The organism is Pseudomonas sp. PS1(2021) (genome assembly GCF_020405165.1).
Taxonomy (GTDB): Bacteria; Pseudomonadota; Gammaproteobacteria; order Pseudomonadales; family Pseudomonadaceae; genus Pseudomonas; species Pseudomonas aeruginosa.
On the sequence record NZ_CP084484.1, the window covers coordinates 4,990,585 to 5,003,851 of the forward strand.

11 protein-coding genes are annotated in these 13,267 nt (G+C 66.7%); 3 read left to right on the top strand and 8 right to left on the bottom strand.

Features of this window, described 5'->3' with window-relative positions; genetic code table 11:
- Nucleotides 1–20 precede the first annotated feature (20 nt).
- From cntI to cntO, 4 genes are read right to left on the bottom strand one after another with little or no spacing between them, the layout of a single operon-like run.
- Nucleotides 21–875 (bottom strand): pseudopaline transport inner membrane protein CntI, encoded by an 855-nt coding sequence (gene cntI / locus LE197_RS23990; RefSeq protein ID WP_003104336.1) that lies wholly within the window; start codon nucleotides 873–875, stop codon nucleotides 21–23.
- Complete coding sequence (gene cntM / locus LE197_RS23995) at nucleotides 857–2,158, bottom strand: pseudopaline biosynthesis dehydrogenase CntM (protein ID WP_023108811.1); 1,302 nt, start codon at nucleotides 2,156–2,158, stop codon at nucleotides 857–859. The genes cntI and cntM overlap by 19 nt, the downstream gene beginning before the upstream one ends.
- Nucleotides 2,155–2,946: a pseudopaline biosynthesis protein CntL gene (gene cntL / locus LE197_RS24000; RefSeq protein ID WP_023108812.1), complete on the bottom strand. Its 792-nt coding sequence runs from the start codon at nucleotides 2,944–2,946 to the stop codon at nucleotides 2,155–2,157. Before cntL ends, cntM begins: the two co-directional genes overlap by 4 nt.
- 29 nt (nucleotides 2,947–2,975) lie before the next feature.
- Nucleotides 2,976–5,102, bottom strand: coding sequence for a pseudopaline transport outer membrane protein CntO (cntO, locus tag LE197_RS24005; protein WP_023108813.1), 2,127 nt, complete (start codon nucleotides 5,100–5,102; stop codon nucleotides 2,976–2,978).
- 141 nt (nucleotides 5,103–5,243) lie between these two features.
- Here cntO and LE197_RS24010 point away from each other — a divergent pair, with 141 nt between their 5' ends.
- On the top strand, nucleotides 5,244–6,398 hold the full coding sequence (locus tag LE197_RS24010; protein ID WP_003112330.1) for a DUF1624 domain-containing protein: 1,155 nt from the start codon (nucleotides 5,244–5,246) through the stop codon (nucleotides 6,396–6,398).
- A 242-nt stretch (nucleotides 6,399–6,640) separates the two neighbouring features.
- Here the strand turns inward: LE197_RS24010 and speA are convergent, their stop codons facing one another.
- The 4 genes from speA to LE197_RS24030 form a co-directional block, all read right to left on the bottom strand.
- Nucleotides 6,641–8,551, bottom strand: a complete 1,911-nt coding sequence (speA, locus tag LE197_RS24015) for an arginine decarboxylase (protein ID WP_003121112.1) — start codon at nucleotides 8,549–8,551, stop codon at nucleotides 6,641–6,643.
- A 250-nt stretch (nucleotides 8,552–8,801) separates the two neighbouring features.
- Nucleotides 8,802–9,173, bottom strand: a complete 372-nt coding sequence (locus LE197_RS24020; RefSeq protein WP_003106225.1) for a translation initiation factor Sui1 — start codon at nucleotides 9,171–9,173, stop codon at nucleotides 8,802–8,804.
- A gap of 203 nt (nucleotides 9,174–9,376) precedes the next feature.
- Nucleotides 9,377–9,913: an NUDIX hydrolase gene (locus tag LE197_RS24025; RefSeq protein ID WP_003095369.1), complete on the bottom strand. Its 537-nt coding sequence runs from the start codon at nucleotides 9,911–9,913 to the stop codon at nucleotides 9,377–9,379.
- 3 nt (nucleotides 9,914–9,916) lie between these two features.
- The gene (locus LE197_RS24030; RefSeq protein WP_003106226.1) at nucleotides 9,917–10,987 is read right to left on the bottom strand and encodes a DUF2333 family protein; all 1,071 of its coding nucleotides are present in this window, start codon (nucleotides 10,985–10,987) and stop codon (nucleotides 9,917–9,919) included.
- Nucleotides 10,988–11,030: 43 nt separating this feature from the next.
- On the opposite strand from LE197_RS24030, the gene LE197_RS36945 reads away from it, so the two are divergent.
- A complete protein-coding gene (locus tag LE197_RS36945) occupies nucleotides 11,031–11,162 on the top strand; it encodes a hypothetical protein (protein WP_009314310.1) in 132 nt (43 codons plus the stop codon).
- 177 nt (nucleotides 11,163–11,339) lie between these two features.
- Nucleotides 11,340–12,968: a diguanylate cyclase GcbA gene (gene gcbA / locus LE197_RS24035; protein WP_003106227.1), complete on the top strand. Its 1,629-nt coding sequence runs from the start codon at nucleotides 11,340–11,342 to the stop codon at nucleotides 12,966–12,968.
- Nucleotides 12,969–13,267: the final 299 nt, after the last annotated feature.

A 13,267-nucleotide genomic window follows, 5' to 3' on the forward strand; every position in this document is an offset into this window, starting at 1 on the left:
GAGCCGGTCGCGCCGGAGGCTCAGCCCTTCTTCGTCCGCGACAGCGCGATGCACGCCACCACGATCAGCACGCCGCCGGCGATGGTCAGCGCGTCCGGCACCTCGCTCCAGAACAGCCAGCCCCAGCCGGCGTTGAAGACGATGCCGATATAGCGGGTCACCGCAACGATGGTCGCGCTCTCGTGACTGAAGGCGCGGGTTAGGAACACCTGGCCGAGCAGCGATACTACCCCGATGGCCAGCAGCAGCCCCCACTCGCGCAGCGTCGCCGGCACCACGAAGTCGTTCCACATCAGCGGGATGGCCACCAGGGTGGCCACCGCCAGGAAGTAGAAGACGATCTCGTAGGTATGGTGCCGCGCGCTCAGTTGGCGGATCGCCACCGAGGCACCGGCGGCGAACACCGCGCTGAGCAGGCCGACCACGGCGTATACCGAGTAGCTGGAATAGCTGAACGGCTTGACGATCATCAGCGCGCCGAGCACCACCACCAGCAACAGCCAATAGACCGCACGGGGAATCCGCTCGCCGAGGAACAGCGCGGAGAAGAGGATGACGAAGAACGGCGACATGTGCGCCAGGATGCTCGCGTCCGCCAGCGGGATGTGGGCGATGGCGTAGAAATAGCAGACCAGGTACAGCGCCCCCATCACCCCGCGCACCAGCAGCATCGGCACGCCCTGGCGCGACAGGGCGACACCGGCCTGGCGCATCAGCAGGTAGATCAGCAGGGTACCGATGGCGCTGCGGAAGAACACGATCTCGGCAGCCGGCAGGGTGGCGCTGGCTTCCTTGACCAGGGCGTTCATCACGCTGAAGGTGAAGGACGCCAGCACCGCCAGCAGCACCCCGCTTTTCAGCAGGTCGAGCACCACTGGCGATAGATGGCGTCCGCCGCCGGACGGCTGTCGATCGGATACAGGCTTGGATGGCACTGGCTCGCTCCTTGGCAATCGATGAATCGGGACACGGCGTTCTCGTAGTTCGCCAGCAGGCTGCGCGCCTGCGGCATGGCCAGGTCGAAGTGGACGGCCAGCGCGACGATCAGCGCCAGCTTGCGGTAGTCCTCCAGCGGCACCCGCGGGAGCCGCCAGAGTCCGTCCTCGTCGCGACTGACGCGGCGGAACGGCACGGCAGAAAAGTCGAAGTGGCGACCCTGCTCGTCGGCCGGAGAGAACGGATCGACCAGCAACGCCGCGTAGCGCACGAACAGCAGGTATTCCTGGCGCTCGGCGCCGGCCTCGGCGAAGCCGTCGATGGCCGCGCGCGGCAGCATCGTCTCGTGCACCGGGTAGTTGTCGTCGTTGAGGAAGCGCAGCAGGTTCAGCGGCTCGGCGCCCATCCGCCGCAACAGTTCGCTCAGCTCGCACCACAGCCGCCGCATGGCGCCGATGGCCCCGGGGGTGATAGGTCCCTCCGGGTAGAGCTTGTACATGAAACCGGGCGGCCCCTGCTCGGAAAGTATCCGGGCGAGGGCGAACTCGCCGAGAAAGAACGGACTGTGCACGTAGGTGGTGACGTTGCGGCCCTCCGCCGCTTCCGGCGTCGCCAGAGGTACCACCTCCACCCCGCTGCCGGCCAGAACTCGCCGCCAGGTCTCCCGCGCCGGGCAGTCCGGCCGGCTGGAACCCAAGTAGACCCTGCGCTTGACCGCCTTGGTCAGGGCCCGCAGCGGTTGTGTCTCGTCGATCACCTTGGTCGCCGCGTAGTAGCTGGACAGGCTCAGCACGGTCGCCTGGCACCCCGCCGGCAGGGCGCTGCGCACCAGCAGGTTGGCGCCGATGAAGGCGGACACCAGCAGCAGCGTGCGCACCCCGCCGAGTCGCTCCCAGGGCAACCCGCGGACCACGTCCAGGTAACTGTCGGCCGGCACGCAGAGCACCAGGGTCTGCCAATCGTCGCGAAGTTCAGCGGGGTCCTGGTGGAAGACGTCCAGCGCGGCGTTGCCGGACAGCCAGCGATGCTGCCCCTGCCCTTCCAATTGCAGGCAGGCGCCGCGCGCCAGGGCCTCGGCGATCCGCTGGCTGCGCCGGCCGGGATGGTTCAGCGCGCCGAGGCGACCGGCACCGTGGCGGCGCAGGTCCAGCGCGACCTGGATCGCCACCGCGCCCAGACCGACCAGCAGGACGTTGCCCAGGCTCTCATCAGCGGCGTTCATCGACCGGCCTTCTCCAGGATCAGGGTGTCGTACAGCGGCTGGCTGACCCGCTCCGCGCAAACCCGCCAGCCCTCCAGTTCGGCTGGCTCAACCGGGTAGTTGAACAGTCCCTTGATGCCGCTGCCGTGACGCAGCAGGACCTTGGCGTCGGCGCGCATGACCTGGCGGATCTGCGCCAGCACCGTGCTTTTCTGCTGCACCAGCGAAGCGATCAGGAAATGCGTGGCATCGCGGGAAAACGCCAGTTCCGCCGGCGACAGCGAGGAAAACTGCATGCGCGCCTCCAGCCCCTGGCAGCGGGCGATCTCGCGGGCATAGCCCAGGGCCTCCTCGTCGATGTCCAGGCAGCACAAATGTGCGCCGACCTCCCGCGCCAGCACCAGGGCCGAGGTCGGCAGGGCACCGGAGCCGACGAACAGGACCCGTGCATCGGCATCTATCCCGGCGCTGTCGAGTTCGCCGCGGATGGATTCCAGCAGGCTACCCAGGTAGCGGCCCATCTCGCCGGGTTCATGCAGCACGCCCTGGCAAAGGTGCTTCTCCAGTTCGCAGAGGGCCTGCACCGCCGCGTCGCGCAGGCGCAGGCCGAGCGCCTGCAATGCAGGGTCGTCCGAATCGGCCTGCCACTGTGCCCGGCTGCAATCCTCCCCGATCAGTCCGCTCAGACGGTCGAGCTTGCGCCTGAGGATCTCGTAGCAGCCGCAACACTCGCGGGCATAGACGGTGAGCAGGCGAATCTCGCATTCCAGTTCGCGGAGGGTTTCCAGCAGCGGTGTGCGTCCTTGCATGGCATGGCTTCCTGGCGGCGGTAGAGGGCTCAGTAGTTCAGGGTCAGGCTCATGGTCAGGTTGCGCGGCTCGCCGGGGGCGACCCAGACGTTGTTATAGGAACGCTCGTAGTAGCGACGATCGAAGAGGTTGTTGACGTTCACCCCGAGGGTCGCATTGCTCGCCAGCGGATAGTGCGCGAGCAGGTCGACGGTGGTGTAGGCCGGCAGTTCGAAGCCGCTGTCGCTGCTGTCGCCGGCGCGCTCGCCGACATAGTTGAGCGCCGCGCCGGCGTCGGCGCCGTGCAGCCAGCCTTCGCGGAACTCGTAGACGCCCATCAGGCTGCCGCTGTGCTTCGGCACATTGAGCAGGCGGCTGCCACGGGCGATGTTCTCGTCCTTGGTCACTTCGGCGTCGATATAGGCGTAGGCGCCGATCAGCCGCAACTGCTCGGTGAGCTGGCCGCTGAACTGCAGGTCGAAGCCCTGGCTGCGCGCCTCGCCGGCGGTCTGCTGGTAACCGGGATTGCTCGGGTCGGCGGTGAGCACGTTCTTCTTTTTCAGGTGGAACGCGGCGAGGGTCATGCCCAGCCGGCCATCGAGCAGGTCGAGCTTCACCCCCGCCTCGTAGCCGCGCCCCTCCTCCGGGTCGAAGGCCTTGCCGGCCATGTCGGTACCGCCGTTGGGCTTGAAGGATTTCGAGGCGTTGGCGAACAGGCCGACCTCCGGGGTCGCCTGGTACAGCACGCCGATGCGCGGGGTGGCGGCACGCTGGGTCTGCTGCGAGCTGGTGTCGCGGAAGCGGCCATTGTTCAGGCGCGTGGCGTTCATGTCCTGGCGGTAGCGGTCGAAGCGCACGCCGAGCAGGCCGCGCCATTTCTCGCTGAACTCAATCTGGTCCTGCAGGTTGAGGGCCATCGCGTCGACTTCCTCGTGGTTGCGGTCGTCGCGTCCGAAGGGTGGTTTCGGCTGGCCGTAGACCGGCCGGCGGATGTCGATGGCATAGGGGTTGCGCGACGGGATGCTACGCAGGATCAGTTCGTCGTTGTGGTAGCGCTCGTACTCGAGGCCCATCAGCAACTGGTGGCGAATCGAGCCGGTATGGAGGTCGCCGAGCAGGTCGAGCTGGGTGATGCTGTCGTGCCACTCGAAGTCGCGGTAGCGGTACTCCCGGCGCAGGCTGTAGCCGTCGGCGGCGAGGCTGGAGTTCTCCGAGGCGTAGCCGTCCAGGTGGCCATGCTTGTAGTGGCTGGCCAGGCGCAGGCTCCACTGCTCGTTGAAGTGATGGCGCAGGGTGGCCTGGAGGGTTTCGTTGTTGTTGTCGATCTTGCCGTCGTCCGGTTCGCCGAAGAACCGCGAGCGCGGCAGGCTGCCCAGGTGGTTGTGCGGCGCCACGGTGCCGCGGTCGAAGACCTGGCGGTTGCGCACCACCTCGGCTTCCACCAGCAACGAGGTGTCCGGGTCCAGTTGCCAGCTGAACGATGGCGCCACCAGCAGGCGCTGGCCGTCGGCGTAGTCGCGGAAGCCCTTGCTGTCCTCCACCGCCAGGTTCATCCGGTAGAGCAGGTCGCCCTCTTCGTCCAGCGGCGTGTTCAGGTCCAGGGTCGAGCGGTAGCGGTCCCAACTGCCGGCGCTGGCATGCAGGCGGGCGAAGCGCTCGGCCTGGGGCTTCTTGGTCACCAGGTTCACCGTGCCGCCGGGATCGCCGCGCCCGTAAAGGCTGGAGGCCGGTCCCTTGAGGATTTCCACGCGCTCGATGGTGGCGCTGTCCGGGGCGTTCATATAGCCGCGGTTGGCGCTGAAGCCGTCGCGGTAGAACTCCGAAGTGGTGAAGCCACGGACGTTGTACTCGAACATCGTCAGGCCGCCGAAGTTGTTCTGCCGCGAGACCCCGCCGGCGAAGTCCAGCGCCCGTTCGATACGAGCGCTGTCAAGGTCGTCGAGCACCTGGCGCGGCACCACGCTGATGGCTTGCGGGATGTCCTCGATACGGGTGTCGGTGCGCGTCGCGCTGGCCGTCCGATTGGCCCGGTAGCCCTGCACCGGGCCCTCCGCGCGCTCCGCTTCGGCGGTGACAGTGAGGACCTCAAGCTCCGCGGGACTTTCCGTTTCCGCCCAGAGCGCCGGACTGCTGCAACCGAGGCCGACACCGAGGACAAGCGACACACTGACTCTCATGGGAAATCGCACCAGAAAAGAAATGATATACTATAACGCTACCAGTTCGATTCCGGCCTCGCAATACAATGCCCGGCTCTATCTCGCGTCTCGCCGCCAGGCTGTGATACTCATCCCTCTTTTCCGACGACCAGCCCAGCCATGCCCAACTCCATCTCCAATTCCTCCCGCCTGCACAGCATCGACGCCCTGCGCGGCCTGGTGATGCTGTTCATGCTGCTCGACCATGTCCGCGAGACCTTTTTCCTGCACCGCCAGGTCGGCGACCCGATGGACGTCGCCAGCACCGAGCCGGCGCTGTTCCTCAGCCGCACCCTGGCGCACCTGTGCGCGCCGGTGTTCGTCTTCCTCACCGGCCTGTCGGCATTCCTCTACGGCGAGAAGCACCAGGGACGCCGGGCGGTCTCGGCGTTCCTGTTCAAGCGCGGGTTGTTCCTGGTGGCGCTGGAACTGACCCTGGTGAACTTCGCCTGGACCTTCCAGTTGCCGCCGACGGTGATCTACCTCCAGGTGATCTGGGCGATCGGCCTGAGCATGCTCGCCCTGGCCGCCCTGCTCTGGTTGCCGCGCCCTCTGCTCGCGGCGCTCGGCGTGCTGCTGGTGGCCGGCCACAACCTGCTCGATCCGCTGCATTTCGCTCCCGGCTCGGCCTGGCACCTGCCGTGGGCGGTGCTCCACGACCGCGGCTGGATCGAAGCGGGCGACGCCCTGCGCCTGCGCACCTCCTACCCCCTGCTGCCGTGGATCGGTGTGATCGCCCTGGGCTATGCCGCAGGCAACTGGTTCAGCGGCGCCACGCCGGCAACCACGCGCCGACGCTACCTCCTGGCGGGCGGTGGCGGGCTGCTGCTCGGCTTCATCCTGCTGCGCCTGCTCAACGGCTATGGCGAGAAACCCTGGGCCTTCGGCGAGACGCCGGCGATCACCCTGATGGGCTTCTTCAACGTCACCAAGTATCCGCCGTCGCTGCTGTTCCTCGCCCTCACCCTGGGAATCGGCCTGCTGCTCCTGGCCTGGTTCGAACGCCTGGACTGGAGCGGTCGCGGCAAGGCCCTGGTGGCGTTCGGCGGAGCGCCGATGTTCTTCTACCTGCTGCATCTCTACCTACTGAAGCTGCTGTACCTGCTGGCGCTGGCGATCTGGGGCGCCAACCGGGGCGACTACTTCGGTTTCTCCTCGGTGCCGGCGCTATGGCTGTGCAGCATCCTGCTGGCCGTGGCGCTGTACCCGGCGGTGCACTGGTTCGCCGGTTTCAAGGCGCGGCGGCGGGATATCGCCTGGTTGAAATACTTCTGAGGCGCGGAGCATCCAGGAGCCGCTGGAAACGTCCGGCCCTTCCCCCCCACGGGTAGGACGAATGATGCGAAGCGTTATCCGCCGGACACAGCAGGCAACCACGCCGACGTCCACCGCCGGCAGGGAAGTAGAAATGAAGGGTTGCGCGGAACTCCCAGACAACGGAAACGAAACGGCCGGCGGGCGCCTCGCGCCCGCCGGCCATTGCCTGGTTCGCTTCCCGTCGCCGACGGGCTAGCCAGTCAGGACAGGTACGCCGAGCGGGTCAGCCCCAGGCGCAGCGCATCCAGGTACTGGTTGCGCTCGCGGGCGGTGAGCTTGGCCCCGGCGACCTTGTCGCGGTAGAGGGTCATCAGTTCCTCCGGCGACAGGTGCACGTAGCGCAGCATGTCCTCGATGGTGTCGTGGGTCTCGATGCCGGCGTGATAGATGCCGCCGTCTGCGCGCTGGTAGACGTTCACCGAGTCGGTGTCGCCGAACAGGTTGTGCATGTCGCCGAGGATCTCCTGGTAGGCGCCGACCAGGAATACCCCGATCAGGTAGTCCTCGCCCTCCTTCACCTCGTGCACCGGCAGGCTGGTCTCGATGCTCTGCTCGTCGACGTACTGGGTGATCTTGCCGTCGGAGTCGCAGGTCAGGTCCTGCAGTACCGCGCGCCGATCCGGCTCCTCGCCCAGGCGGTGCAGCGGCAGGATCGGCAGCACCTGGCCGATGGCCCAGGTATCCGGCAGGCTCTGGAACACCGAGAAGTTGCAGATGTACTTGTCGGCGAGCTTGTCGTTGAGTTCGTCGAGGACCTGCCGGTGGGAGCGCTGGCGGGCCTTGAGCTGGTTGTGCAGGCGCCGGCAGATAGCGAAGTAGCACTGCTCGGCGAGGGCTTTCTGCGCCAGGCTGATCTTGCCGTCGGCATACTGCGCGGCGGCGTCGCCGATGTAGTGGGTGGCGCGCCAGTAGGTCTCGGTGACCATCTCGGCATCGGTCGGGCCGAGCAGTTCGGCCAGCCAGCGGACGATCTCCGGCTGCTCGTCGAGATCGACGATCTTCGGCACGTCGTCGTTGTGCCGCTCGACGTCGGTGACCTGGGTGATCAGCACCGCATGGTGCGCGGTCAGCGCCCGGCCGCTCTCCGAGAAGATGTGCGGATGCGGCAGGCCCTGGGCGTCGCAGAACTCCTTGAGCATGCCGACCACCACGCCGGCATAGTCATCGATGTCGTAGTTGATCGAGCTGGCGTTGCGCGAATGGGTGCCGTCGTAGTCGACGCCGAGGCCGCCGCCAACGTCGATGTGATCCACCGGCAGGCCGAGCGCGCGCAGCTCGCCGTAGTAGCGGATGGCTTCCTTGAAGCCGTGCTGGTAGTCGGCCAGGTTGGCGATCTGCGAGCCCATGTGGAAATGCAGCAGGCGCACGCCCTGGTCGAGACCGGCCTGGCGGAAGCGCTCGACCACCGACAGCAGCTGGGCGGCGGAAAGGCCGAACTTGGCCTTCTCGCCACCGGTGTCTGCCCACTTCGACGAAGCCAGCGAGGACAGCCGCACGCGCAGGCCGACCTGGGGCTGCACGCCGACGTTGGCGGCCTCCTCGATCACCAGCTGCACCTCGGATTCCTTCTCGATCACGATGAACACGTTGTGCCCGAGCTTCTGCCCCATCAGCGCCAGCTTGATGAACTCGCGGTCCTTGTAGCCGTTGCAGACGATGGTGCCGCCCTTCGGGGCCAGCGCCAGCACCGCCATGAGTTCCGGCTTGGAGCCTGCCTCCAGGCCGATGGAGACGTTCTCGGTGGCGATGATGTTCTCCACCACCGCTTCCTGCTGGTTGACCTTGATCGGATACAGCGCGGTATAGCGGTTCTGGTATTCGAGGCGCTCGATGTTCGCGTCGAAGGCGCCGGTGAGCTTGCGCACGCGGTCCTGCAGGATATCCGGGAAGCGCACCAGCAGCGGCAGGCTCAGGCCCGCCTCGCGCAGTTGGCCGACCAGCTCGTAGAGATCGATGGGCGTCGAGTCGGCACCCTGCGGACGCACTTCGACATTGCCGCCATCGTTGATGGCGAAATAACCCGCACCCCAGTGGCGGATGCCGTATACGCCGCGGCTGTCGGCCACGGTCCAGTTGCTGCCATCGTCTTTGCGAGTCCGTCGAGCGGCCATGCGCGGTGATCTCCTCAATGTTCGGGGTCGGGCGGGCGCCGGGATCTCCGGATGGCCCTGGGCCGGCACGCCTGTGGTGGAGGCTAGCCGGAGGATGTGACGTTGCCGTGTTGACCGCCACACTGGGCGGTAGTTTAGGAAAGCCGAGGAAATCCGCTCATGCGGGTATCCGCAGTCTCCCATCTAGGGAAAGGGCTGGTGCGGCCTTCGCGGTGCCGGACCTGCCCGCTCTCTGCAGGGGAGAACGCGGTCAGCCGCCGGACTTCTTCGCCTTGAAACCGCGCTTGAGGAGTTCGTCGATCAGCAGTTCGACATGCTCGCCCTGGATCTCCACCACGCCGTCCTTGAGACTGCCGCCGGTGCCGCAGCGCCGCTTCAGCGCGCTGGCCAGCTCCTTGAGCGCATCGCCGGCGAGCGGCAGGCCACTGATGGTGGTCACCGTCTTGCCGCCGCGGCCCTTGGTCTCGCGGCGCACGCGCGCGATCCCGTCGCCGACAGGCGCTACGGCCTGCCCGCAGATGCAGGCGTCTTTGGGTTGCTGGCAGTCCGGGCAATGCCGGCCGCCATCCGTGGAATACACCAGCCCGCCGAGGGCGGACAGGGACGAAGCTTTTTTGACCACCGGGCGTTTCCCCCAGAATGGCCTCGACGGGCCAGGTCAACAACGATGGCCGGCGGGAGCCGACCGCGACGCCCCACTCAGGCAGGGGCTGCGCAGGGGCGGCATGGGGACCGCCCGAAAAGGTCGCGCAATTTAGCAGCATTGCGAGCAAATGCTAAGAGCGAAAATGCGCCATTGATCGGTGAAATGGCGACATCCGCGGCTCAGGCGTCCAGGTACAGGCGCAACGCCTGCAGGGAATCGGGGCAGTACGGCAAGCTGCGAGCCTCCTCCAGCGCCAGTTCGGGACGGATGAAGCGGGCCTCGGAGATTTCCTCCGCCTGCAGGCGCAAGGGCGCATCGGAGACGGCGGAAAACACCGCGCACCAGAGCCGGTTGCCCGGTTCGTCGAAGAAGAAGCGACCATGTTCGCGCAGGACCGCGTCGCGGATTCCCAGCTCTTCCTCCAGTTCGCGGGCGGCGGAGTCGGCGTAGGGCTCGCCGGCCTGGACCATGCCGCCGGCGGCGAGGTCCCAGTACCCGGGATAGACCGCCTTGCTCAGGGTCCGGCGCTGCACGCACAGCTCGCCGGCGGAGTTGAACAGCAGGATGAAGGTGCCGCGACCGATCAGCCCGCGCTCGCGCAGCTCCGCGCGCGGCAGGCTACCGAGCGGGCGGTCCTGCTCGTCGACCCAGGCGATGAGTTCGGCGTCGGAGGCGGCCCGGTGGGCCACCTCTTCGGCGCTGATCGGCGCGGCCATGGGTCAGCCCTGGGAAAGCAGCTGGCGCAGGTCGATCACCGCGGCGTTGGCGCGGGAAATGTAGTTGGCCATCACCAGCGAGTGGTTGGCCAGGATGCCGTAGCCGCTGCCGTTCAGCACCATCGGGCTCCACAACGGCTCCTGCGCGGCCTCCAGTTCGCGGATGATCTGCCGCACGCTGACCGTGGCGTTCTTCTTCGCCAGCACGTCGGCGAAGTCGACCTCGATGGCGCGCAGCAGGTGCGACAGCGCCCAGGCCTGGCCCCGGGCCTCGTAGAAGACGTTGTCGATCTGCAGCCAGGGGGTTTCCTGGACCACTTCCTCGACCTTGGGCGCCTCGCCCGGCTGTACCTCTTCGGGGTTCTTGATGTTGGTGTTCAGCTTGACCCGGCCGACGCTCGCCGACAGGCGCTGGGACAGCGAGCCCAGGCGGGTGGCGACGTCGCCCAGCCAGTTGTTCAGGTTGTCGGCACGGGCATAGAACTGCGCGTTGGGCTGGTTCGGGTCGGACAGGCGAGCCAGGTAGCGGTCCAGCGACTTGATGCCTTCCTGGTACTCCGACTCGGACGCCGGCAGCGCCCAGCTCTTGTTGTCGAAGTTGAAACGCGGCTCGGCGCGAGCCAGGTCGGCGTCCTCGGTGGACTGCGACTGCGAACGGGCGAAATCCTTGCGCAGCGCCCGGCTGATGTCGCGCACCTGGACCAGCACGCCATACTCCCAGCTGGGCATGTTGTCCATCCAGATGCCCGGCGGGAAGATGTCGTTGGAGATGTAGCCGCCCGGCTTGGTCAGCAGGGTATCGACTACTTCCTTGAGGGTCTCCACCGTGGTGTAGCCGGTGACCATCTGCCGCCCGGCGCGCTCGGCGGCGGCCTGGGCGTCCTGCTGCACGGGGAACAGGTCGGGTTCCTGGCTCCAGTACCAGCCGACCAGCATCGCCACCAGCAGGTAGATGCCCAGCAGGCCTCCCACCACGCGCACCAGCCAGGGGCCGCCGAAGTAGGTACGCACATCATCCACGGAATTGTCCACGCGATCGCGCATGGTCCCACGACGCTTCTTCCAGTCCAGCATGGCAAGGGTCCTTAAAACAGCTCGATAGATGGGGGATTGGACCATGGCGAACGCGTTCCGTGCCAAGCGCCAACCCTTCCAGGACGCCGAAAACCTCGGCATCGTCGGCTTTCAGCGTAGTGGAAGCCGGTTTTGTGCCGGAATGCTCAGTGAGAATTTTCCGAAACAGGCATAAGCATGCCGTAGTCCGTCGCACAAAGGCACCCACCAACAGGTGGGGATGACATTTGGAAAAGAAAAGGCTCCTCTCGTCAGCCGCCCAACGGCCGCTGGCTTTCATGGCGATAGGTGATAGCATAGAGCCATCATTCGCAGCGACGCTCTGCCGCGAAGACCACGAAAGAAGCGCGTCATGATGACCGAGCACGATGACCCGACCCTGGACCGCCTGAAGCACCACTTCGCCCAGCGAGTGATCAACCAGGCGCGCCAGGTTCTGGAGGTCTGGCAACGCCTGACCCGCGCGGAGTGGAACAGCGACGGCATGGAAGAACTGGCCGACGCCACCCTGCGCCTGCAGCGCTACGCCGAACGCTTCGAGCAAGCCGAGCATGCCCAGTTGGCCGGTGCCATCGACCGTACCCTGGACGTCGTCGAGGCCAACCGCGGCCGGCTTTCCAGCGAGTCGATCAGCGAACTCAACCAGTTGATGCAGCGCCTGTCGCGCACCGGCCTGCGGCATGGCGACCAGCTCGAGCACACCGTCCTGCCGCCGTTGCGCAAACCGGTCTACCTGGCACTGAAGGACCGCGAACGCGCCGAGCGCCTGGCCCAGCAACTGGAGTTCTTCGGTCTGCAGGCGCTGAGCTGCGAGACCGCCGACGCCTTCCGCGCCAGCATGCGCGAACGCTACCCGGCGGCGATCGTCATGGAAGTCGACTTCGCCGGCCCCGACATGGGCCTGCGACTGGCCAGCGAGGCCCAGGCCGGCCTCGAACACAAGCTGCCGGTGCTGTTCTTCAGCGACAGCGAAACCGACACACCGACCCGCCTGGCCGCGGCCCGCGCCGGCGGCCAGGAATTCTTCACCGGCACCCTGGACGCCTCCAGCGTGCTGGAAAAGATCGAGACCCTCAGCCGCCTGAGCTTCTACGAGCCCTACCGGGTACTGATCGTCGACGACTCCCGGGCCCAGGCGCTGCACACCGAGATGGTCCTCAACAGCGCCGGGATCATCACCCGCGCACTCACCGAGCCACTGTCGGTGATGGCCGAGCTGAGCGACTTCCAGCCCGACCTGATCATCCTCGACATGTACATGCCCGAATGCCTGGGCACCGAATTGGCCAAGGTGATCCGCCAGCACGAGCGCCACGTCAGCGTGCCGATCATCTACCTGTCCGCCGAGGACGACCTGGACAAGCAGCTGGACGCCATGAGCGAAGGCGGCGACGACTTCCTCACCAAGCCGATCCGCCCGCGCCACCTGATCGCCACCGTGCGCACCCGCGCCAGCCGCGCGCGCAGCCTGAAGGCGCGGATGGTGCGCGACAGCCTGACCGGCCTGTACAACCACACCCATACCCTGCAACTGCTCGAGGACGCCCGTCTGCGCGCACGTCGCGATGGCCGTCCGCTGAGCTTCGCGATGCTCGACATCGACCACTTCAAGCAGGTCAACGACCGTTTCGGCCACCCCATGGGCGACCGGGTGATCAAGGGCCTGGCGCTGTTCCTCAAGCAACGCCTGCGCAAGACCGACCACATCGGCCGCTATGGCGGCGAAGAGTTCGCCGTGGTCCTTCCGGACACCGACCTGGACGCCGCGCGCCTGGTGCTCGACGAGATTCGCCAGCGCTTCGCCGAGATCCACTACCCGGCGCAACCGACCGACCTGCGCTGCACCTTCAGTTGCGGCATCGCCGAGCTGACCCCGGACCTCGATATCAAGAGCATGGCCAAGCAGGCCGACGAAGCGCTGTACCGGGCCAAGCACGGCGGGCGCAACCGGATCGAGGTATATCGTCCCGACGCTCGATAATGGCCTTTTGTCATCAGCCGGTAACCGAACGGAAATAACCTGCGGTCTCGCCGTTCCGTAGTCGGACGAGACTCGCCATGCGCCTCAAGCAACTCACCAACCTCAACACCCTGCTCCTGCTCACCGTCTGCCTCGCCCTGGGAATCACCCTGTGGTGGTCGCAACGCGCCATGGAGCGGCCCTTCCAGTTGCTCGACCAGTACCTGGAGCTGTCGCAGCGCTTCGACGAACAGGTCGCGCGCAACATCCGCCAGTACCTCGGCAGCGGCGACGCCGTGCGCCAGCAGGCCGCGCTGCAA